This window comes from Shouchella clausii, assembly GCF_002250115.1.
In the GTDB taxonomy this organism is placed as follows: domain Bacteria; phylum Bacillota; class Bacilli; order Bacillales; family Bacillaceae_D; genus Shouchella; species Shouchella clausii.
In genome coordinates, this window is record NZ_CP019985.1 from 4209857 (window position 1) to 4232206 (window position 22350).

General features: G+C 44.7%; 24 protein-coding genes. 7 read left to right on the forward strand and 17 right to left on the reverse strand.

Features of this window, described 5'->3' with window-relative positions; genetic code table 11:
• Positions 1 to 9: 9 nt before the first annotated feature.
• The 4 genes from hemY to BC8716_RS20735 all read right to left on the reverse strand — a co-directional run bounded on the left by hemY (position 10) and on the right by BC8716_RS20735 (position 5805).
• Positions 10 to 1386, reverse strand: a complete 1377-nt coding sequence (gene hemY, locus BC8716_RS20720; protein WP_094428766.1) for a protoporphyrinogen oxidase — start codon at positions 1384 to 1386, stop codon at positions 10 to 12.
• On the reverse strand, positions 1383 to 2321 hold the full coding sequence (hemH, locus tag BC8716_RS20725; RefSeq protein WP_035204492.1) for a ferrochelatase: 939 nt from the start codon (positions 2319 to 2321) through the stop codon (positions 1383 to 1385). The genes hemY and hemH overlap by 4 nt, the downstream gene beginning before the upstream one ends.
• A 4-nt stretch (positions 2322 to 2325) precedes the next feature.
• Positions 2326 to 3378 (reverse strand): uroporphyrinogen decarboxylase, encoded by a 1053-nt coding sequence (hemE, locus tag BC8716_RS20730; RefSeq protein WP_011246382.1) that lies wholly within the window; start codon positions 3376 to 3378, stop codon positions 2326 to 2328.
• Between the two features lie 279 nt (positions 3379 to 3657).
• Positions 3658 to 5805: a transglycosylase domain-containing protein gene (locus tag BC8716_RS20735; RefSeq protein WP_035204489.1), complete on the reverse strand. Its 2148-nt coding sequence runs from the start codon at positions 5803 to 5805 to the stop codon at positions 3658 to 3660.
• Between the two features lie 298 nt (positions 5806 to 6103).
• Between BC8716_RS20735 and BC8716_RS20740 the strand changes: the two genes are divergently transcribed.
• Positions 6104 to 6829: a cytochrome c biogenesis CcdA family protein gene (locus tag BC8716_RS20740; RefSeq protein ID WP_011246380.1), complete on the forward strand. Its 726-nt coding sequence runs from the start codon at positions 6104 to 6106 to the stop codon at positions 6827 to 6829.
• A 150-nt stretch (positions 6830 to 6979) separates the two neighbouring features.
• Here the strand turns inward: BC8716_RS20740 and BC8716_RS20745 are convergent, their stop codons facing one another.
• Genes BC8716_RS20745 through BC8716_RS20755 form a run of 3 tightly spaced genes read right to left on the reverse strand, consistent with a single transcriptional unit; the run spans position 6980 to position 9672 of the window.
• A complete protein-coding gene (locus tag BC8716_RS20745) occupies positions 6980 to 7690 on the reverse strand; it encodes an EcsC family protein (RefSeq protein WP_094428768.1) in 711 nt (236 codons plus the stop codon).
• Between the two features lie 25 nt (positions 7691 to 7715).
• A complete protein-coding gene (locus BC8716_RS20750; RefSeq protein WP_094428770.1) occupies positions 7716 to 8942 on the reverse strand; it encodes an ABC transporter permease in 1227 nt (408 codons plus the stop codon).
• Entirely contained in the window at positions 8935 to 9672 is a 738-nt protein-coding gene (locus BC8716_RS20755) for an ABC transporter ATP-binding protein (RefSeq protein WP_011246377.1), read from the reverse strand. Before BC8716_RS20755 ends, BC8716_RS20750 begins: the two co-directional genes overlap by 8 nt.
• A gap of 171 nt (positions 9673 to 9843) precedes the next feature.
• On the opposite strand from BC8716_RS20755, the gene BC8716_RS20760 reads away from it, so the two are divergent.
• The 4 genes from BC8716_RS20760 (at position 9844) to BC8716_RS20775 (ending at position 12740) form a co-directional block, all read left to right on the forward strand.
• Positions 9844 to 10269, forward strand: coding sequence for an HIT family protein (locus BC8716_RS20760; RefSeq protein WP_094428772.1), 426 nt, complete (start codon positions 9844 to 9846; stop codon positions 10267 to 10269).
• A 313-nt stretch (positions 10270 to 10582) separates the two neighbouring features.
• A complete protein-coding gene (gene serC, locus BC8716_RS20765) occupies positions 10583 to 11677 on the forward strand; it encodes a 3-phosphoserine/phosphohydroxythreonine transaminase (RefSeq protein WP_094428775.1) in 1095 nt (364 codons plus the stop codon).
• Positions 11674 to 12030: a YtxH domain-containing protein gene (locus tag BC8716_RS20770; protein WP_094428777.1), complete on the forward strand. Its 357-nt coding sequence runs from the start codon at positions 11674 to 11676 to the stop codon at positions 12028 to 12030. The genes serC and BC8716_RS20770 overlap by 4 nt, the downstream gene beginning before the upstream one ends.
• A 119-nt stretch (positions 12031 to 12149) precedes the next feature.
• Positions 12150 to 12740: an HTH-type transcriptional regulator Hpr gene (locus tag BC8716_RS20775; RefSeq protein WP_094428780.1), complete on the forward strand. Its 591-nt coding sequence runs from the start codon at positions 12150 to 12152 to the stop codon at positions 12738 to 12740.
• A gap of 28 nt (positions 12741 to 12768) precedes the next feature.
• Here BC8716_RS20775 and BC8716_RS20780 read toward each other — a convergent pair whose 3' ends face one another.
• Together BC8716_RS20780 and BC8716_RS20785 are read right to left on the reverse strand one after the other, a co-directional pair.
• Positions 12769 to 13386: a YpmS family protein gene (locus tag BC8716_RS20780; RefSeq protein ID WP_011246372.1), complete on the reverse strand. Its 618-nt coding sequence runs from the start codon at positions 13384 to 13386 to the stop codon at positions 12769 to 12771.
• A 133-nt stretch (positions 13387 to 13519) separates the two neighbouring features.
• Positions 13520 to 13621, reverse strand: a complete 102-nt coding sequence (locus BC8716_RS20785; protein WP_035204477.1) for a YjcZ family sporulation protein — start codon at positions 13619 to 13621, stop codon at positions 13520 to 13522.
• 359 nt (positions 13622 to 13980) lie between these two features.
• On the opposite strand from BC8716_RS20785, the gene BC8716_RS20790 reads away from it, so the two are divergent.
• Positions 13981 to 15021 (forward strand): peptidylprolyl isomerase, encoded by a 1041-nt coding sequence (locus BC8716_RS20790; RefSeq protein ID WP_094428782.1) that lies wholly within the window; start codon positions 13981 to 13983, stop codon positions 15019 to 15021.
• 42 nt (positions 15022 to 15063) lie between these two features.
• On the opposite strand, the gene BC8716_RS20795 is transcribed toward BC8716_RS20790, so the two are convergent.
• The 5 genes from BC8716_RS20795 to BC8716_RS20815 all read right to left on the reverse strand — a co-directional run bounded on the left by BC8716_RS20795 (position 15064) and on the right by BC8716_RS20815 (position 19266).
• The gene (locus BC8716_RS20795; RefSeq protein ID WP_157730504.1) at positions 15064 to 15342 is read right to left on the reverse strand and encodes a sporulation YhaL family protein; all 279 of its coding nucleotides are present in this window, start codon (positions 15340 to 15342) and stop codon (positions 15064 to 15066) included.
• Between the two features lie 224 nt (positions 15343 to 15566).
• A complete protein-coding gene (gene yhaM / locus BC8716_RS20800; protein WP_011246369.1) occupies positions 15567 to 16526 on the reverse strand; it encodes a 3'-5' exoribonuclease YhaM in 960 nt (319 codons plus the stop codon).
• Positions 16527 to 16616: 90 nt separating this feature from the next.
• Entirely contained in the window at positions 16617 to 18020 is a 1404-nt protein-coding gene (locus BC8716_RS20805) for a sensor histidine kinase (RefSeq protein WP_094428786.1), read from the reverse strand.
• Positions 18017 to 18700 carry a response regulator transcription factor gene (locus BC8716_RS20810; RefSeq protein ID WP_094428788.1) on the reverse strand — a complete coding sequence of 228 codons (684 nt, stop codon included), beginning with the start codon at positions 18698 to 18700 and terminating at the stop codon, positions 18017 to 18019. The genes BC8716_RS20805 and BC8716_RS20810 overlap by 4 nt, the downstream gene beginning before the upstream one ends.
• Positions 18701 to 18945: 245 nt before the next feature.
• Entirely contained in the window at positions 18946 to 19266 is a 321-nt protein-coding gene (locus BC8716_RS20815) for a hypothetical protein (protein ID WP_011246366.1), read from the reverse strand.
• A 111-nt stretch (positions 19267 to 19377) separates the two neighbouring features.
• Between BC8716_RS20815 and BC8716_RS20820 the strand changes: the two genes are divergently transcribed.
• Positions 19378 to 19557 (forward strand): YhzD family protein, encoded by a 180-nt coding sequence (locus BC8716_RS20820; protein ID WP_094428790.1) that lies wholly within the window; start codon positions 19378 to 19380, stop codon positions 19555 to 19557.
• Positions 19558 to 19664: 107 nt separating this feature from the next.
• Here BC8716_RS20820 and BC8716_RS20825 read toward each other — a convergent pair whose 3' ends face one another.
• From BC8716_RS20825 to BC8716_RS20835, 3 genes are all read right to left on the reverse strand, one after another.
• A complete protein-coding gene (locus BC8716_RS20825; protein WP_157730505.1) occupies positions 19665 to 20516 on the reverse strand; it encodes an HAD-IIB family hydrolase in 852 nt (283 codons plus the stop codon).
• A 153-nt stretch (positions 20517 to 20669) separates the two neighbouring features.
• Complete coding sequence (locus BC8716_RS20830; RefSeq protein WP_011246363.1) at positions 20670 to 21026, reverse strand: YlbF/YmcA family competence regulator; 357 nt, start codon at positions 21024 to 21026, stop codon at positions 20670 to 20672.
• 74 nt (positions 21027 to 21100) lie between these two features.
• Positions 21101 to 22240 (reverse strand): DUF445 domain-containing protein, encoded by a 1140-nt coding sequence (locus BC8716_RS20835; protein WP_157730506.1) that lies wholly within the window; start codon positions 22238 to 22240, stop codon positions 21101 to 21103.
• Between the last annotated feature and the right edge of the window lie 110 nt (positions 22241 to 22350).

Below are 22350 nucleotides of genomic sequence, written 5' to 3' on the forward strand. Positions count from 1 at the left end.
GGCTTTGCCTTACGTCGTTTCGTTCATTAGTTGCTTCGCGCATGCCTGCCCTTGGTCAATACAATCAGGCACACCTACTCCGCCAAAATAAGCACCCGTCACGTACAAGCCTGGATGTTTGGCACAGGCTTTTTTAAAGCGTTCAATCCGCTGAAGATGGCCAACTTGATATTGAGGCATCGCCTTTTTCCAGCGCGTGACACGATAAAAAGTAGGTCGGGTACGGATCGCCATGATGTTCTGCAAATCGGCTAAAACAGCATTTACAATGGTCTGATCATTTGCTTCTACGATTGCCTCTTCGCCTGGCCGGCCAACATAAGCGCGCAACAACGTTTCGCGAGAAGGGCTTGTATGAGGCCATTTTAAATCGGTCCATGTGCAAGCAGTAATCGTTTCATCGCCTCCTCTGGCGACAACAAATCCTGTTCCTTCATGCTCATTGTCAACAGCGCCCTCAGGAAAGATCATGGCGACAGTGGCGCATGAAGTCGCCTCGATGCTTCCAATATCACTAAACGGGTTAATCTCTACAAACAATTTTGCCGCTTGTTGTGGCGGAATCGTAACAATCACAGCATCATACCGTTTTTGGGTACCGTTAACAAACACGGTAAAAGCCCCGTCGTCGAGCACATCAATCCGTTCTACCGCTGCATTTAAATGAACAGACCCAGGGCGAAGCTGTTCGGCAGCAGCCTCCAGCACCGACGCCAACCCGGATTTGACTGTTAAAAACATTCCTTGCTTTTTCGCCTGCTTACTTGTTGATTTCGTTGCGGCTACCCCTTTTAAAAGGCTGCCGTATTCTGCTTCGTATTGAAGGAAATGAGGAAATATCGCTTTCATGCTTAGTTCATAAATATTGCCGCCGTAGATGCCGCCGAGCAAAGGCTCAATGAGCGAATCGACCATTTCTTTTCCTAAGCGGTATTCAAAAAAAGCACCTGCTGAGACGTCTTCTCCTGGTTTTGCAAATCGCGGCTTCTCATATTCTTTTAATAAATTGCGTTTCCCTTCATCCGAAATCAGTTTCGTTTCCAAAAACGCATCTATGTCTGTCGGAATGCCTAACACCGTATTTTTTGGAGTCGGAAAAAGCGTACCGCTCTTTAAAATATAGGATTGCCCCACTTCATTGCGAACAAGGGAATCGCCAAGGCCTACTCGCTGAATGAAATGAGTCATGCTCGCTTTTCGCTCTAAATAAGAGTCAGCGCCTCCCTCTATTACAAAACCACGGTCTTTGTACGTAACAATTTTGCCGCCAACTTGATTTGAAGCTTCATATACATCGTATTGTAAGTCGCTATGATCATGGAGCCAGAGTGCAGCTGACAGCCCTGTCGCTCCAGCTCCAACGATGGCAACACGCTTTTGCTTCATTTGGTCACCACAGCGGCCAGGCGTTTTGTCACTACATCGGCGAGCGCCTTTAAGAAACGAGTGTCTGCATTTGGCATCGGCGGGCGCAAATAGCGAACGCCTAGTTCGTCTGTAACCAACTTGCATTCATAATCATTGTCGTAAAGCACCTCCAAGTGCTCTGCCACAAAGCCGACTGGACAGTACATAAAGGTTTTGTAGCCTTTTTTTGCATATAGTTCCCGTGTTAGGTCTTGGACATCCGGCCCTAGCCATGGCTCAGGGGTGTTCCCCTCGCTTTGCCACCCAATTTCATAATTCGGTACATTGGCCATGTCCGCAAGCAAGTCTGCCGTTTCCCGCAATTGCTCTGGATAAGGGTCATTTGCTTGAATGATTTTCTCCGGTAAGCTATGCGCGGAAAAAATGACACAAAGGTCATCAATAGAATCGGCCTTCTTCATTTCATTTTCAATTTGCTCTTTCCAAAACTGCAAAAATCCCGGCTCTTTATACCAGCTTTCGATTGTATAAATTGTAGGTCCGCCAATTCGGTCCGCTTCTTCCTGAGCGCGCTTATTGTAAGACTGCACGCTAAACGTAGAAAAATGAGGCGCAAGGACAATCGAAATAGCCGTTTCTATGCCATCGTTCTTCATTTTTTGAACCGCATCTTCAATAAACGGATCAATGTGTTTAAGGCCTAAATAAGGCACAAAAACGATGTCTTCTTGCTGCTCATTTAAAACAGCAGCAAGCCCGTTTGCTTGCTCATCCGTAATGCGAGCCAAAGGGCTTGTGCCCCCAATTGCTTCATAGCGTTCCTGCAAATCAGCAAGTGCCTCTTCTGAAGGCTTGCGTCCGTGGCGAATATGTGTGTAATACGGTTCGATTTCTTCTTTCTTGCGCGGCGTGCCATAAGCCATGACAAGCAATCCAATTTTTTTCTTCTCCATTGTCCTATCCTTTCTGTTGTTTTTTTTCTGATGAGTACTCATGAACAAACGCAGTGAGTCGTCTCAATGTTTCAGGTTTCACTTCTGGAAAGACGCCTTGTCCAAGATTAAAAATAAACCGATTTGACTCCATGCCTTCATCTAGAATAGCTTTGGCTTCCGCCTCAATTACAGGCCATGGCGCAAGCAAAAGGGAAGGGTCCATATTGCCTTGCAATGTTTTGTTAATGCCAAGGCGTCTCGCTTCCGAAACAGTCGTACGCCAATCAATGCCTATCACATCAACTGGCATGTCTTTCCATTCGGACAATAAATGAGGGGTTCCGACTCCATGTAAAATGAGCGGTACACCCTCTGTCTGAACTTCAGCCAGAATTCGCACCATCACCGGTTTAATCAATCGTTTATAATCAGCAACGCTCACGGCGCCAATCCAGGAATCAAACAACTGAATTGCTTGGGCACCAGCTTGTATCTGTGCTTTTATGTAGTCGATTGTCATCTTCGCAAGCTTGTCCATTAGACGCTGCCATGCTTCCGGTTCTGCATGCATAAATGCTTTTGTTTTATGGTAATTCCGAGAAGGCCCGCCTTCAATCATATAGCTAGCAAGCGTAAACGGTGCACCGGCAAAGCTAATCAATGGCACGTCAAGCTGTGTGCGCAACAGCTTAATCGTATCAAGGACATGTTTCACATCATGTTCAGGATCAATTTCCCCTAAGCGCTCAACATCACTGAGGCCGTGGATTGGATTGTCAATCACTGGTCCAATTCCAGACTTTATGTCCACTTCAACGCCGATAAAAGGAAGCGGTGTCATTATGTCTTTGTACAAAATAGCCGCATCATTGTTGTATTGGTCAACTGGCAGCTTTGTCACATACGCGCAAAGCTCCGGATCATGGGTAATATCGAATAACGAATGCGTTTCTTTAATTTTCCGGTATTCAGGTTGCGACCTTCCTGCCTGCCTCATATACCACACAGGCACATGGCCATGTTTTTCCCCTTTGCACGCTTTCAAGAACGTGTCATTAAATGTTTTGGTGTTCATCTTTTCCACCTTTCATGCATCTGGCGTGACAAATCGTTTTCCATTTTACGCGAAACCTATTTAAAATTCGATTAATCTGCCTATACTCGATCTCTTCCTCTACTACTATAATAACCTCACTGCTTTTTGTATACACCTATAGGACGATTGTCACGAAATTGAGCTATTCTAAAAAAAGCCGTGATCTTACGGCTCAAATGAATGTTGCTTTCGTTCATTCCCTAGTTTTATGAGATTTGCCCCATCTATAAAAACAAAGAAGCCGCTACAGGAGCGGCTTTAGAATGAAAATGAAAACGAAGGTTCGAGCGCTTCAGAAGCAGCCCCTTCGGTATCCGTTTCTAGGTCATAGGTGACCACTTGGTATTTCGGCAAAGAGAATGGATTCATTTTTCCAATCGTAAAATGAGGTTCTGTTAATTTGGAAGCAACTTGTTTCTTGGAATCACCGTCGACTTCATACACATTAAAGGCAATACGCTCATCTTCAACCGCGTCCCATTCTAACTGAACACTTATTAAACCTTTGCCGCCAATCGTGTATTGGGCCGTGAAACCTTCAATCTTTTCCATTGCTAGCGGAGAAGCTAAATCAGCAGTACCTTCAGGCTGTTCGAACGCCGTTGCCTGCAATGAAGCAGGAAAGGAGTTGACCATTTCTTTGAACAACCGTGTCGGATAGCCACTTCCCCCGGCGAAGTATTGGCTTTCGTTTGTTTGGTCATACCCCATCCAAACGGCACCAACCACTTTTGGCGTATAGCCAACAAACCACACATCGCTGTTTGCCCCGGCAACTGCCTCGTATCCTTGCGTTCCTGTTTTACCCGCAACCGCAGACGTAGTTGCAGGTCCACTTGCACCTGTGCCAGCAGCCATGACATTTTCCAGCATTCTTGTCATCGACCATGCTGTTTGGGCACTAATGACTTGTGTTTCAACAGGCTTAGCACCGCCGATACGTTTGTCATTGCTGTCATAGATGTCTCTAATCACATGAGGTTCAATAATTTGTCCTTCATGGGCAAATGCTCGGTAAGCACGTACCATCTCATAAGGAGTTACCCCTTCTCGCAAGCCTCCGAGTGCCAAGGAGAGCTGCCTATCAGGCAAGTGAAAGCCGAACTTTTTGAGCGTTGACACAGACTCCTGAATGCCGATTTCATTTAAAAGCCATACTGCTGGAGCGTTGGAGGATGTGGTCAGTGCTTCATACATCGTCATTTCGCCACTATATTCGCCATTTACATTTTTAGGTGTATAGCCGTCATCGTACTGAAGCAATTCATCGCGCAGCAACGAATAAGGCTGATATATGCCACTTTCTAATGCCGGAGCAAACACCGCTAACGGCTTAAATGTTGAAGCAGGCGCCCGCTTTACATTCACGCGGTTTAAGCCGCGCCGCACATAATCACGGCCCCCTTGGACAGCGAGAATGCCGCCTGTTTCTGAGTCCATAAACATCATAGCGCTTTGGGCGTCTTTGTTTTCTTCTGGGAAGAAACGATCGTTTTGCAGCGCCTCATATGTTTTCTTTTGCAACTCCAAATTCATTGGAACCACAATCCGGTACCCGCCAGTTAGCAGCTCTTCGTGGCTAATGTTGAATCGCTCACTCGCTTCATCCATGACCATATCAATGTACGTATACAACGACTCATCCACCGTTTGCTCTTGTCTGTCGGTTTCCAGCGGTTGGCTCTGCGCTTCCTCAGCTTCCTCAGTGCTTAAATACCCTTGTTGCGCCATCACCTTTAGCACTAAATCACGTCTCTCTTTGTTGCGCTCCGGTTCATCAATTGGCGAAAATGCGCTTGGTGCATTCACGACAGCTACAAGGGAGGCTCCTTCATAAATGGTTAATTCTGAAGCTGGCTTGTTAAAATACAAATGGGCAGCTGCTTCAATCCCATAAGCGCCGTGGCCAAAATAAACTTGATTTAAGTACTTTTCCAATATCTCGCTTTTGCTGTAACGCCGCTCTAAATTCATCGCGATAAGCACTTCATTTGTTTTCCGTAGCCATGCTTTTTCGTTGGAGAGAAACAAATTTTTAGCAAGTTGCTGTGTAAGGGTGCTGCCCCCCTCTACTTTGGCACCTGCTAGAATATCACGGTAAAGGGCACGGCCAATCGCTTTAAAATCAATGCCCTGGTGTTCATAAAAGCGGGAATCTTCCATTGCGACAAATGCTTGTTGAACAAGTTCAGGGACTTGTTCAATTGGAATCACTTCACGATTTTCCATATATAAGTTCGTGATGACGTTGCCGTCGGTATCAACGATTACACTTGAATTATTCATCATTAGCTTTTCTTCATCGATTTGGTACGTGCCCGCCAATATGGCGACGGCAAAGATTAAAAAGGAAAGCACCATCATTGCTGCTACGATGCCAGCCGCTAGTGCGAGTTTTTTGACCATCCGATGACCCCCTTTAGGCCACTGGCATTTGCTTGACCTTTAGCACAAGCACGTAAACGTTGCTTGCCAATGCTTCAATTATCATACCGGAAAATACAAAAGCGCGCACAGTCATTCGTGTTTTTACAACTTATTTCGCAATTATCCACGCAAACTTCATAACTTCCCCCTATTACGCTTGTTTTCATTGAGCCCATTCGTGATTTTTTGACAAAACCCTTCGCGCTTCTTCCTAAGCATGTTACACTTGAGCTAGCATATTATATGGATAGACGAGTTTAAGGCAAGAAGGAGTGTCATGTTCATAATGGAAGTCACTGTAAGCGTTGCATTTCTAGCAGGACTCGTTTCTTTTTTTTCACCCTGCATATTCCCGTTGCTGCCTGCCTATTTATCTCAATTGACTGGATCAGCGGTTTCTGCCGGTGCGGTTTCTGCCCCCCGCCGTGTCATCCTATCGCGAAGCCTTGGCTTTATCGCTGGATTTACTATTGTCTTTATGTTGTTCGGCCTAACAAGCACGGCAATCGGCCAATTGTTTATGGGCAACCGTTTTTTGCTTGAGCGAATCGGTGGCATTATTATTATTTTATTCGGGTTGCAAATGGCCGGGCTTTTGTCAATCCGTGCTTTGTTTACAGACAAACGCTTGCAGGCAAAACCAAAGTCGGCGGCAAGCTTTTCAAAATCACTGTTGCTAGGCTTCTTATTTGCAGCAGGATGGACGCCTTGCGTTGGTTTGGTTCTGTCAGCGATTTTGGCACTTGCTTCGACAACAGGCAAGCTCTGGGACGGCACATTCCTGTTGTTTGTTTATTCAGCAGGGCTTGGCATTCCTTTTTTGTTGATTGCCCTTCTTTGGTCCCGCTCCTTACATAAAATGAAGCGACTGAACAAGTATTTGCCAACGATCCAGAAAGTGAGCGGATACATGATGATTGTCCTCGGCCTTCTGTTGTTTACCGGCCAATTTTCCGCCCTTGCTGCTATTATGTCCCGTTATACCCCGTCATGGCTCGGGTAACACCATAGCATATAAAGAGGCAAAGCCGACAAAATCACTCAGACTGATAGAAAACGCTTGACAAGCGAGACGAACAACGAAGAATCGAGCGTTTGACTACAACCGAAAGGGAGCGCCACGTGGCGCTCCCTTTGTTGTTTCACCGTATCATTATTGCATATTTAAGCGATTGAGCCAGCGCATGCGATAGACGTTCATTGCTGTTTCTTCTAGCTTTTCGAGCAATGTATGGTTGACTGCTCCACCAACAACAGCCCCGAATCCAGGAATAAGCTGAAACATTTTTGGCACATCGATATAATCGCGATAGCGCAACTGCAGTGCTTGCCAATCAGTCGCTAGGAGACGTTGTTCTAAATGGTCGCTTATCGCCTCCAACAATTCGGCTCTATCGTCGCCAGACGAATAAGCGAGTTGAAAAATGAGCAAAATCAGTTGACGTTCCGACTCTTCCTTAGGCGAATATCCATATGCCGCGGCCGTTGCAAACAGTGCTTTAAATTTAATGGAAAGCAATAATGGAAAATCACTTAAGCCTAAAAGCACGCCCCCCGCTCCAGTGCCAATCCCTTCAAAAACAGCAGTTCTCCGGTATAGTTGGAAAAGGCGACGCACTTCGTCGTCGCACTCTTTTAACGTCATTGGCTTTTCCTCAGGCTCTTTTGTCACGAACGTATTCCCTGCAAGCACAGCTTCAATCGTTTTTTGGACGCAAATCGTTGCTGTCTGGTGGTAAACGGCGGGAAGCCTGTCGTTGATTTTATTTTGCCATTCCTTTGTTTTAGATGAAAGACGCGATGGCCGCTTTTTAATCCTACGCTGCCAGCGCCTTAGCTCCTCTTCCACTTCTTTTTCGTACATGAAATCACTCCTTATTTCATGTATATTACCGAATGCGCCGGTATTTTCCTCTTTTGCGATGAATGAGCGTCTGGCTGCCGTAAAATGCCAGTGCACCAGTAGCAACAAGTGTAAGCAAGCCAAAAATGACTGAAGTAGAGGCCCAGACAATGAGGGCAAATGCAAGCACAAGCACAGCCAACAATCGCAATACTAACTGCGACATAGCCGTTTTTTGCTCCCCTGGCCTAATCGGGTACAAATCGACCCACATACTTGTGGCATGATGGAAAGACAACGTCGAAAGCTGCATCATCGTCATATGGGTAAACAAGAAAGCAACCCCAACTTGCATCCAGCCTGAAGGAAGAATGTAAAGGATAAGGGAACCTACTAGCAATAAACGGACATACGTTCCAAAATAATCGTTGGCACGAATAAACGACCGGGCATATAAGTATTGGTAAACAGCGCGCTTGTCGCCGCCAAGCAGAGGAATTGCCCATTGCATATAGGTCCTTGCCCGTACTTTTTTCCGAAGTTGAGGCACATCCGTAAAGGCATTGGCAATCCGGTAAAAAAACAAAACCATTCCGCTTTCGATTTCAATTAAACGATCCCATTTTAGTACATGCTTTGTTTTCAGCATTCGGAAATAAAAGACGTACAATAACGCCATCAACACAAGCAATGCAAGCGTGAGCCAGTAAGGCGCTTGATCAAACAGCAAGTACGCAACAGCCGTGTTCAACAATAGCCTTAAAACAATATGTGAAGCCCGTTCTCCTCTGGATGTTAGACGTTGTTCATACCACACCGCTAACATATTCCATGCTTTAACCGCCAACAGCAAGACAAGCGTTACCCAAAAAACAGCTCCGCCTCCTCCCCTTGCTGTAAACATTGGCCCGCTTGCCATAAACATCAACACAATATAGCTTGATTGCCAAGCAATCGAGTACGCAATGGAACGGGCAAAATAAGGACGGAGCCGCTCTTCATACGGCAACAAAAAGACAATATCGGCGGGCTTGACAAATGTGCGGATATGGCCGGCTGTCAGCCTCCAGGCAAATAGTACCGTAAGCAGCTCTGCTACAGGAAAATCTGCCGGCATTGTTTCAATAAATTGCTGGTAATAGACCGTTAAAAACAAAAACAAAAAGAAAACCGAACCGACAAAGCCGCTGTTTAAAATCAGCTTTAAGTAGCCTTGCGCTTCCCTCCAGTAGTTGTGGCAGCGGTCTGCCCACAATGATTTGCCATCAATCATGGCGCTCTTCCTTCGTCATCTCAATATAAATGTCATCGAGCGTTGCGTCTGGTTTGCCGATTGCCTCGCGCATGTCGGCAAGCGTTCCAGCCAAAACAACTTGTCCTTGGTGTAAAATGACAAAGCGGTCGCAATAGCGTTCTGCTGTGGCAAGAATATGGGTAGACATTAACACAGCAGCGCCCCTGTCCTTCATTTTTGAAATCCAATTTAAAAACGATGTAATCCCTACAGGATCAAGGCCAACAATCGGCTCATCGACAACGTAAAGAGACGGCTCTGTCAAAAAGGCGCTCATAATCATCACTTTTTGGCGCATCCCTTTTGAAAAATGGTTCGGATACCATTTTTTCATTTTCGCCATATTAAATTCGTTTAACAGCCTCTCAGCCCTTTCTTCAAAAACGCTGTCATCGATTCCATAAGCGACACTCGTTAAACGCAAGTGCTCCCACAATGTTAACTCATCATACAGGAGCGGCGTTTCGGGTATGTAGGCAAAAGAGCGTCTATATGTGTCGGCATCATCGGCAAAAGCAAGTCCATTTATTCTCACGTCTCCACTCATCGGGTCCATTAATCCTAAAACATGTTTGATGGTGGTACTTTTCCCAGCACCATTTAACCCGATTAAGCCGACAATTTCTTGCTTGTTTACAGTAAAAGACACATCATGCAAAACCGGTTTTTTCGGCGAATAACCGCCGGTCAAATGTTCAATTGTCAGCACGTCCTAATCACTCCTTGAAGTAAGTGTAGCAAATTTTTTCACATCGCGCACTTTCTATGGACAGCCATACCCCTTTCCACACTGTCGCCCTGTATTCCTTTATTGAAAAGGCGTTGCTTCTCCTTTTTATTGCAGGTAAACTGGCTGTATATCAAATGATGAGGTGATAGTATGTCCGGTAATTGCGTATTTTGTAAAATTGTCCAAGGAGAAATTCCTGCTGTCAAACTCTATGAAGATGACGAAATTGTTGCCTTTTTTGACATTTCGCAAGTGACAAAAGGACACGCATTAGTTATTCCTAAAGCACACCATGCCGATATTTTCAGCCTGCCTGAGAAAACAGCAGCAACGCTGTTTGCAGCAGTGCCAAAGCTAGCTTCAGCCTTGAAAGCAGAGTTCGCTCCTGTAGGAATGAACATTTTAAATAACAATGGCGAGGCTGCCGGGCAAACCGTCTTTCATTACCATCTCCATCTCCTCCCTCGGTATGGCGAGACAGGTTTATATGGCTCATTATGGAAAGAAGCTACTGTAGGAACGCCGGATATGGAATCATTGCAAGCGTCTGCTGAAAAGATAAAAATGAATCTTTAAATGAGGAGGTCTAAAAAAGTCAGGCTGTAGCAAACGCGCCAACTGTCGTGTTCGACAAGCGTTTTCGCTCAGTCTGCTTGACTTTGTCGACAACCGATCACGTTTGAAAAAACGGTGCCACAAAAAACGGAATTATAGAAGGAGCCCACGCTATAGAACCAAGCTTTTCAAGATTTGCTTGATGGGACAAGGAAAGAGTAAGTCATTTTTTCATAAAACTTTTTTGGAAAAATGCACATGATGACGCCAAACTGTGGTATGATTCTGATAATAACACACTTTAAAGCAATAAAGATACTAGGAGTGGTCAGCCTTGAACGATGTGCATAACTTTAACGCAGGCCCTGCAGCTCTTCCAAAACAAGCTTTAGAAAGAGCGCAAAAAGAACTGGTCAATTTTGACGGGACAGGCATGTCGGTCATGGAACTGAGCCACCGCAGCGACACATATGACCGCATCCATACTCATGCGATTAAGAAAATAAGGAAATTGTTGGAAGTTCCTGATGACTACCACATCCTGTTTTTGCAAGGGGGCGCCAGCTTACAATTCCCAATGGTGCCGATGAATTTTCTTGATCAGCAAGCAACTTATATACTGACAGGAGCATGGTCAGAAAAAGCGCTCGCAGAAGCCAAACATTTCGGCAAAACGGTGATTGGTGCATCGGGAAAAGACGGTAATTATAAACAAATTCCTGCTTTAAACCAGATTAGCGAACATGCGCAAGACTCGTATATCCACATGACATCAAACAATACGATATATGGAACCCAGTGGCATGCCTTTCCCAATACGAAAGCGCCACTCGTGTGTGATATGTCAAGCGACATCTTCTCGCGCCGCATCCCCGTAAACCAATTTGGCCTAATTTATGCCGGAGCCCAAAAAAACTTAGGCCCTTCAGGGGTGACGCTTGTATTGATCCAAGATTCGTTTTTGCAGCGAGCTAAAAGCGGCCTTCCGGCAATGTTGTCGTATAATACGTTTGTTAAATCAAATTCCCTTTACAATACGCCGCCTGTGTTTTCGATTTATATGCTCGGTCTAGTCCTCGATTGGCTAGAAGAATCTGGTGGTTTAACAGAAATCGAAAACAGGAATAAAGCAAAAGCGCAACTTTTATATGACGCGATAGATGAAAGCGACGGTTTTTACATTGGCCACGCCACTCAAGATTCACGCTCAAACATGAACGTCACGTTTACATTAGCAAATGATGCGTTGACTCCTATGTTCTTGCAGGAAGCGAAAGAAGCAGGGTTTGTTGGTCTTAATGGTCACCGTTCAGTTGGAGGGCTAAGGGCTTCCATTTATAATGCTGTTCCTTACGCCTCTTGTGAAGCGCTTGTTGATTTTATGAAACAATTTAAAAATAAACATGCCGAGAAAGGAGCCACCGTATGAAAAAATCTTCCTTGGTAGCCGGAATCGCTGTTGGCTTTGTCTCTGCTGGCATTGCTACTTTATTGTCAGCTCCACGTAGTGGGGGGGAAACGCGGGCATGTTTGCAACAAACATACAAGTCCAGCAAAGATTGTCTTCAAACCATTTCTTTGCAAGCGAAACAAGTCGCCAGCCAAACGGCAACAGTCGTCGATTTGGCTAAATCTGTCGGCAAACAAACCGCTTCCGAACTTAGCCAATCGATTGAGCAATGGAAAACAGGTACGAAACCGGCTACCGAAGCATTACAACGCCACATTCATGAAGCGCAAGCATCCATTAGCCAGTTAAACCAAGACAAATCCCGTGCCTAAACATGCGTTTAAGCACGGGGATGCTTTTTTCCTGAAAATTGGCTCTTTATTTATTGTCGATTTTTCGGCATAATATAAGAAAATATATAAAGATAACATTTGTTTAACAAGTTTTCGGAATGGAGGAGATGGATTTGAACCACCCATTAAAAGAATCGATTGTCTTTAGCCATAAAATGGCGTTGTTAAGCAAAGCCCTCTGGAAATCTGTTGAAAAAGATTGGCAAGCATGGATTAAACCATTCCACCTAAATTTAAACGAACACCATATTCTTTGGATTGCCTATCAGCTTAATGGCGCCACCATTTCAGACATCGCTTCACACGGTGTTATGCATGTCTCCACCGCCTTTAATTTTTCAAAAAAACTTGAAGCAAGGGGATTGCTTTCATTTTCAAAGAAAAAAGACGACAAGCGGAATACGTACATTTGTCTGACAGACTCTGGCCGACAACTGTTCCTTGAGACAATGAGAGCCTTTAATGAGCATACGTACCATGTCTACCAAGGAGCGGTGCCGATGAAAGAACTTTATGGAAAATTTCCGGAATTCTCTGAGCTTATTTGTATTGTCCGCCACATTTATGGCACTGAGTTTATTGAGCAGTTTGATGCCTGTCTAACTGATTTCCAAAATGACGTTGAAGAAAAAGACGGCCATTTAAAACTGGCTTCTGCCAACCCTTTCCCCTTGCAACCTGCAAAATAAAAAAACGGCGGATGAATGATCCGCCGTTTTAATTATCCGCCGTACTATTAGAGCGCACCAAACCTAACTCGATTTCATCATGAGCTAAATCAACTTTGTTGAACCGCAAGCCATATGGCAATGTCTCTTTTATTTCGCTTGGATGTAACAGCACACTTTCTTCTGAAGGGTAAATTGTTACCCACTCAGGCAAATCAGCGAGTTGGGAAAAAATCCGTAATGCATAGGCTGGAGAAATTTGAAGCGCACCTGCGTTTAAATGTTCAGCTTTTAATAAAAGCGACCCATCCTCACGCACTTCAGGCGCAAATCTCATCGATAAATCAACGTCTCCAATGAAAACATTTACTTCTCCTGTCAAATAAACACCGTCTTCCGCTAAGTGAAAAGCAAACGGCACGTCTTCTCCAGACTTTGTCAAATCTGCTAGCAGCATATTCATTTGGTCACGGTTAAGCTGAATGGACAACATGTCGCCGCTTGTCCCCTGTTGTTCAGTTGCCGGCAAACGCGCCTCCTCAGAGCCTGCGAATAAATAGATGAAAAACACAATAATTGCCGTTGTTAGCAATACAAACAGGCTAGCCGCAACAAAAAAGCCGACTTTGTAGAATCGGTCTGTCTGCGTCACTCTTTTTTGCTGCATCCCCTACACACCTTTCATTAGCTTGTCCACAAGAAAAAGCATCTGTTTACCGTTATACCCTTTTTTACCCGTTTTGAATAGTCCCTTTTTCATGGAAAAGCCATCCGGGGGAGAGCCGGATGGCAGGAGCGGACTAGCAAATCCAAGATGCACCAATAATAACTAGCAAAATGAAAAGCACAACAATTAAGGCGAATCCGCCGTGGTACCCGTATCCTCCGCCTGCATAACTCATGTACATTTCCTCCTTTGATAATTTCACAAGATATTTGATAAAAGCATATTAGAGGGATGCCGCCTGATTCGCCCAAAGGCACTGTTTTACTTGTAATCCGGGGAAAACCATACGAGAAATGGCGCAATTTCGCTTTTTGCTTGGCTTTCAAACAGCTCCTCTATGCTTTGTTACCATATCCTATGCAAAAACAAATTATGGGTACTGGGCAATTTGCCCAATTTCATTCCTTATCCGGCGATTGTTGGCAGCACGTATTTATGGTATAGTATGGTTTGTGAACCTTGATAAACTAGCTGTTTGCCTACGGACAAGCAGTTTGAAAAAGAAAATTCGTGATCACCGAGGAGTGTGCCTGAATGAAAAAGTTGGTATTAGCAGCAGTAGGTGCTGTCAGCTTAACCGTCTTTGCTGGTTGTAGCGATGACAGCGAAAACGCAGTAGTAGAAATTGATGGGGAAACAGCTCTCACGAAAAATGATCTATATGATTCTTTTAAAGAGACGCAGCAAGCCCAACAGCAGTTTGTCAACCAAATGAGTACAGCATTGCTAACACGTGCTAGTGAGGATATGGACATTAGCGATGATGAAATAAATGAAATGATCGAAGATTTAAAATCCGATTATAATGTGGAGTCTGATGAAGACTTAGTCAACTTCTTTACGAATTCCGGCTATCCGCTTGATGATATTGATCAATTAAAAGAAGAACTTATTGTGCCTGAAATCGCCATGAAGCAACTTAGCGCAGAAGGCGTAGATACGTCAGACGAAACCCTTCAAACTTATTTTGAAGAAAACCAAGAACAATTTGAACAGATTACAGCGCGCCATATTCTTGTAGAAGATGAAGAAACAGCAAATGAAGTTAAAGACCGCTTAAACGACGGCGAAGACTTTGCTGAGTTGGCCGAAGAATATTCTACCGACACGCAATCGGCTGCCAATGGCGGCGACCTTGGGACATTTGACCGAGAGCAAATGGTGCCTGAATTTTCAGAGGTTGCCTTCAGTTTGGACGTGAATGACATTAGTGATCCTGTCGAATCACAGTTCGGCTTCCATATCATTGAAGTAACAGATAAACTCGATACTTTTGAAGACAACCGTGACTTTGTATACGACCAAATCATCTCCGAGCAAGGGAAAGATTTTACCACTGTTTTAGGAGAGCTGATTGACAAATACAATGTAAAAATTAACGACGAGGAATTCGATGCCATTGTCACCCAGTACACAACGCCAATCGAAGAGCCTGCCGTTGAAGAAGAGCCTGCTGACGGAGAGAACGGAGAAGAAGAACCTGCTGACGCGGAAAACACAGAGGAAGATGAGCCTGCTGAAGATACAGAAGCAGATACCTCTAACGAAGGCAACGGCGAAGATACTGAAGAGTGATGAAGAAAAGAGCAAGCAACAGCGCGATGCTGTCGCTTGCTCTTATTTCTGTTGTGCTTCCCTGCGAGCTTTGGCGGCCTCCAAGCGGGCCATGTAAACATTTCCCTCTTGCTCGATCCACTCCTGATCAGCCTCGTTTTCTTCCTTCATTGTTTTTACCCACATATATCCGCTAAACAAAATGCCGATAATCAAACCATACATCCACCAAGGGCTGCTTGTTATGACTGATAGTAGCGAAGTTTGAGTCACAATGAAGACAATCGTTAAGGCGGCAACAGCTCCGAGAGCAATGAACTGGCTTGTCTTTTTAGGTTTCATCGTATCGTCCATCCTTCCGCATCCGTTTTGGCTTTCTAGTAAAACGTATGCATTAGAAAAATAGAATAGAACTGTAGAGATGATCAAAGTCGACAAAACCTTCTAGACTAATAGAAAAACGCTTGTCCGCCAATGTACAAATCCGTGTGAAACCGAGAATAGCGTTCATGAATCACGGGATTCCAAGCATTGGAACGAGGGTATTTGGTTTAACAGTTCTGAACCTATAACTCTATTGGCTTTTTATGAAAGCTCGGCTTATAAAAACTGCGATTATCAAGGGCCATAACCCGTTCCGAAAACTCTCCCGGCTGTACCCGTTCAAGCGCCCGATCCATCATATTAATCTTCGCATCAATATTATCAATTAAATGGAGAACTTCTGCCTCCCTCACTACAGGGGTTTTTGGACTGCCCCATTCCCCTTTCCCATGGTGACTTAAAATAAGATGCTGAAGAATAAGAACCTCTTCCCCGTCAATTTCTAATTCTTTCGCTGCTTGAGCAATTTCATTGGACATGATCGATATATGGCCGAGAAGCTTTCCTTCTAACGTATAGGTAGTATCAATCGCACCAGATAGCTCACGGACTTTGCCTAAATCGTGCAAAATGATGCCTGCGTAAAGCAAGTCTTTGTCAAGAGTTGGATAAAGCTCTATTAAGCTTTTGCCAATCCGTAGCATCGATACGACATGGAATGCCAAACCGGACATAAATTCATGATGGTTTTTTGTAGCCGCTGGCGATTCTAAAAATGCCTGTTGGTGTTTTTTTAGGAGAAAGCGTGTAATCCGTTGGATATGGGGATTATGGATTTCAAAAATGTATTGATTGACTTCATCGAGCATATCATTTGGCGCCAAGGGGGCTGATCGGACAAAATCATTTAAGTGAACGCCATCCATCGCTGATGTTGGGCGGATGCTGGCAATTTTAAGCTGAAGCCGACCCCGATAGTCAATCACGTCTCCTTGGATATGGACAATTGTTTTATTGACAAAGGTCGCTTCATCTTCTGGGGAAATGCCCCAAAGTTTGGCCTCAATTTCACCCGTATGGTCGCCAAGAATCAACGTCAAAAAAGGCTTTGAGTTGCTAGCGATTTGTTTTGTGGCGGTTTTAATTAATAAATAACCATCTACCGCTTCCCCCACTCGATGATGTCTAATGCCTTTTGCCATCGTCTCACCTCTTAAGCTTCTAATCTTCCTTTCAGTATAGCATACGATTCGCTGTAAAGGGGTTGAAATCAAAAAGAGCGCACCCGTAGGCTAGCGCTCTTTTTTATCAGCTTTTGCTTCTTTTCGCCGTTCTTTCCGTTTTGGTTCAATAGGCTTAGGCTTGACTGTCTTCGGCAACGTAATGGTGAATCGGACGCCATCATCGATATTTTCCACTCGGGCGCTACCACGATGAAGTTCAGCTATTTGCTTAACGATGGCTAGCCCAAGGCCAAATTTGCCTTTATTGCCTTTATAAAATGGATTAAATAGCTTAGTCAAATCAGCGTCAATCGGCTCTCCTTCATTTTCGACAATGAGATAACAGTTTCTCTCATCTTGTTCAGCGCGAATACACAAGCGATGCTCCGCATAACGCAAGCCGTTTTCAACGAGGTTTTCCAACAACACTTCGCATTGTTCAATGTCAGCTTCGACAACGACTTCTGCCCCTTCGACGGAAATGGTTACATCATCGCGCTGGTAGCGGAACCGTTCTTCAATCTGGTATGCAAGCTTTCCGAACGGGAATGGCCCAACGTTAAGCTGATCTTTCTTCATTTGGTCGAGCTTTGTGTAATAGAGCATGTCAATGACGCGGCGTTCCATCCGGTTTGCCTCTTCAGTAATGACGTCCATCGTTTGCTCCAAATTTTCCTTAGGCAAAATCCCGTCTTTCACAGACTGGGAGTAGCTTTTAATGACCATAATTGGCGTTTTGAGCTCGTGGGAGGCATGTTGGATGAATGTCTTTTGCGCTCGGTCATAACTATTTAAGTTTTGCCGCATCCGTTCAAATTGGTAAGATAGGCGTTCGAAGTCCTTATCTCCCTCCCACCGCAATGGTTCTTGCCAATTACGGTTGGCAATTTGCTCAAGATGGTTCTCAAGCACGGCAAGAGGCTGGCGCAAATAATGCTTTAGCCAAATCGCCGGGAACAAACTTAAGGCACTTGCTAACAACAATAAGTATAGCAGCCGCTCCCATAAACGGTTTACCATCTCGTCACGGTATGTGTCCCACATATACGTGACAAGGAATTGACTGTCCGAGATTTTGGTGATTACATAAAATAGCGTTTGTTCATCAAATGTGGTTTCATAACGGCCATGCTGTCCTTTTTGTTCTAAAGCATTCCGGACTACTTCATCATTCACTTCGTAAGGCGGGACTAGCCTTGGGTCATTATAGCTAACACCTGCTTCCGATAAACGAAATGAATAAGAAACCGTTGAACGTTGCTCCCTAGCCTGGTAAAACCCTGGCTGGAACGGAAAGTAGTCATTCTCGCCAGATAGAAGCTGCCTTAAATCGTTTTCAATTAAACGATACGTTTCCTCAGTAAGCGTTCCTCTGATCGAAAGTGGGTAAACAATGGTAATCGAAAGGACGACAAGCACAATTAACGAAACGAATGCAAGCCATATTCGTCTCGTCAAATTGATTTTAATCATGAAGACAAAATGCGGTATCCGTAACCATAGAGCGTTTCTAGGTGGATACGCGGCATTTTTTTACGGACGCGGCGGACCACATCGTCCACTGCCCGTTCTGAACCAAAATAATTTTCGCCCCAAACATGCTCAATGATTTTTTCGCGAGAAAACGCCTTGCCAATATCAGCAGACAACAACAACATTAAATCCATTTCTTTTGTCGTTAAATCAACCGTGTCATTATCATCGGCCTCTAAATCGACGATCGTGCGGCCGATTGGGTCAATGCTGTAGTTGTTTAGCTCAATTTTTTGCGATTCTGCTGACGACGTACCGTAAACACGATTAAGCAGCTTTTTTACGCGGATAATTAGTTCCTGGGGCAAAAACGGCTTCGCCAAATAATCATCGCTGCCCATCTCAAGGCCGAGCACACGATCTAAGTCTTGGTCACGTGCAGAAATAAAAATAACTGGCGTATCTTCTTGCTCTTTAATAGCTTTCAAAACTTGGTAGCCGTCGGTCCCAGGCAGCATAATATCCAATACCCACAAATGCGGTTTATCCGGGACCGCCTCAATAGCAGCATTGCCGTCGAGAAAAACGGTAACATTCCAACCTTCCTTTTGCAAATACGCCTTTAATACCTCTGATAAATTCGCTTCATCTTCCACTAGGTAAATATTATATGTTTCCATCTGCAATCCTCCTAACAGTTCCAGTCAATTCATTTACATTTGTGTCTAAAAGCTTGTCCTCTTCAGGTTTTCACTTTCAGTTACCTGCCCATAAACAGGAAATCCATAACCATTTATCGACACCTTCAAGTGGTATAGCTTTATTTTACATAATTTCGTTTTAAATCGCGAACTTTCCGCTGAATTTACGTAATCTTCCTCACTCTCAAGAAATATGTAAAGGCATGCCCTTAACCGGAGCATGCCTATAACAGAGCAATAGCAGCAAGGGCTGCAAGCGGTAGCACCCAGCGACGCCAGCCAAATGGCCTGACGCCAAACCCGTAAGGCGGGTAGCCATAGTATGGATAGCTATACGGATAACGCATTTCCATTGCACTAGAAAACCCTTCTAATTGGGACAAGCGTATCGGTTTTTCATTCTCGTCGACTGGATAAAGGACATGGGCATTCTCATTGTCAACATATTCAATGATGGCTTCAAGCTCGACGCCGTCATGGGCCGTCAATTTGACGGGATAATTGGTGTACCGCTGGCATAATGACTTAATTGTTTCTACTGACATCCACTATTCCCCCTTTGCCGATATTGTATTCACTCATGAAAAATAGGTGAATGCACACTTTTTTTCATGCTATACTAATGGAAACGCTATCAAACAAAAGGAGATGAGCCCATGGTTTACTATTTGACTGCTTTTCAAAAAGACAGTTCAGAAGTGTTAAATGAACGGTTTGAAGCAGCAACGGACGACGAAGCCATCCGAACAGCCACATTACGGTTAACAGAAGCGCAGGCGGAAAAGCTCACCCATCGGTTGACGAGAAGCGGCAAGCTGCTGTTATTCTGCCGATAGAAAATACCGCCCTTTTCTTAAAAGAGCGGCTACGGAATGACTTCAAACAGTGAAGATGCGAATCGATGAGCGCTTGCCTATCGTCTGTACCCTACGCCAGCACGATCTTAATCCACTTGCAGCCGTAGTTGCTTTCGGAACAGTTCATGGACCATAAAGGCAAAGCCGTCTTGGTCAACAGTCCGTGTGACCCAGGAGGCTTTTTCTTTTAGTTTTCCACTGGCATTGCCCATCGCTACCCCGAGGCCTGCCATTTCTATCATGTCAATATCCTCCTCACCAATGCCAATTGCTACAACATCTTCCATCTCCATGCCCCGCTGTTTCGTAAGCCATTGCAATGCTCGTGCTTTTCCAGCACCAGCACCAACAAATATGCACTCTTCCCTGCTTATGCGGCTCATTTCAATGCTTTGGATCTCTTTCTGTAACACTTCGCAAATATGGTCCAAGTCTGCACTGTTTTCACATTTTACGGAAATATTAAGCGGTCCGCTCCCTTCTTTCAAAACTTGCTCATAAAGAGAATCCACATAAGTGGTCGGGTACATTAACTGTTCACCAGGAGAACTGAATGACATTCGTGCAAGCAAGTTTTGTTTTTGTAACGGCCGAGTCGCTACAGCGTGGTTGCCATATAATAGGCGGGCATCACAGTCGAAACGTTCAAGGATATGGCAGAAATCAAGTGTTGTATCCATTTCGAGCTGGCGATTAAACCATTCATTTCTATCTGTATCCGCAACAAGCGCTCCTCCATGAGCGATTACCATGCCATCAAGCTTTAATGCTTTCGCTGCCTTTTGGGCCCGTGAAAAAGGCTGCGATGTCGTCAGGACAACTGTGATCCCTTTATACTTTAAATAATTGATCGCCTCTTTCGTCCTCCTGCTTATCTTCGAATCTTTGCCAAAAATGGCTCCATCAATATTGACCGCCAGCAGTTTGTAGGCCTTCACATCCATTCCCCCTTCAATTCTCTTGATGTACTGTGAACTTGCCTCATTCTGTACTAGTATTATGATGACGAGGAAAAAAGTAGAACTGGCTGTTTGCCGCTTGCGCACACACATAAAAAAACGACCTGCCTTGTTCGGCAGATCGTAAAAGACTTATTGCTCTTGTGGCGGTTCGCCATAAATGCGCTCAAGTGGCTCGGTAATGATTTTGTTCAAGTCTGTAATAATCACACTTAAACGTTGTTCCGCATCCATCAATTTTGAAATCAATTCATGCTGGGAAACGAGTTCAAATTGCTGCTGTGCTTGTTGCGCTTCTTCTTCGCTAATTTGCACGCCTTGCATTTGTTTTTGCTGCAAATCGAGCTGAAGCTTCCGGAAATTTTCAAGCATTTTTTTAGCGATGTCGTCCGCATCGATTTGCCGATGCAAATCGTAAAGCGACTTAAATTCTTGCGTTTCTGCCAACGCTTCTTTTAGCTCGTGCGCTTTATCATACGCATTGCTCATTCATTATCACTCCTATAGGCTAGTCTCACCGACTATAACACGAAGTCGAACGTAAATCACGCCATATGGGCCAATTAATAGAAAAAATGTACGATAACGGCTTGAACGAGGCCAACGATTCCGCCAATCAAGCCGCCGAGAAGGGTAATCATGTGCAACTCCCGTCTCGTAATGTTCATAATTAATTTTTCTAAATGCGCCATTGAGAACGAGGCTACTTGCGCTTCAATCACTTCCTCCAGGCGGAGCTTGCTAAGGATATCAGCAATATGTTGTTCCATGTAAGCCGTCACCATGCCGACAATGACAGGGACACCCCGTTCAACGAGCGGTTCTGCATAAGGAGTTGTCCATGTACGCAAAGGTGCGTTATACCAATTTAGAACAGGTATCTTGCCTTCAAGCTCTTCTGCAGCTTTATCGACCAACTGATCGACATAGTTCTCTGCCTGAAAAGAAGCGAGCGGTCGGTTGAGCATACGGTGCCACTCACTTTGAAGCAGGCTTTGCACCGTTTCTTTTGTCTGTTCGTCCTGAAGGAATTTTTTAATTTCAGGCAACACATATTCCGTCAACTTATCAGCAGAAAAAAACATGGATACCATGCTGCCGACTTTTCCTTTTGTCGACAAGAACTGCCTCACCATTGCACCAATCCGTTGTTCGCCTTTTTCACTGTCAATATACGCTGTTGCCCGTTTTAACAACAAGGCTGACGCCTCTGGAAGCCAGTCCGTCAAACGATCCTGCAATTCTTGTGGGACGACGCTTTTAATAGGCACTTCTTTGTTTTTTTGTAAATAGCGTTTGAGGCGATCCTTCAGCCATGATTTGGATTGGACGACAAGCCGTTCACGGCCAATATCTGCTTGAAACAGCTGCTTTAGAATCGACTCAACGGTTCGTTCGCTCCTAAGCCAGCTCGCAAGCTGTTTTTTAAGCCAATTGGTTAGTTCAGCCGCAAAAGCGGTACTGCCAAATTTTTTGCCGAGCCCCTCAGCTGTAAGCAAATGATTGGCGACAATATTGCCAAGTTGGACGGCAAGTTCCTTTTGTCGACGAGGCAGTAAGCCAGGTGTGAAAGGAAGTTGCCATTTGCCGATTGAGTATGCCCGATGGGGACGGAATAACATGCGGATTGCAAGGGCGTTGGTCGCCGCACCCACAATAGCGCCGACGACGGCGAGTAAAAGTACTAACCATATCCAGTGCACTGTCATATGCCTGCTTTCTAAAGCAAGCAGGCTTCCTCCTTTTTCCAGGAATGCGGACCTAAATCCATTGTTCTATTATAGCTGATTTTTTTTGATCATGAAATGCCACC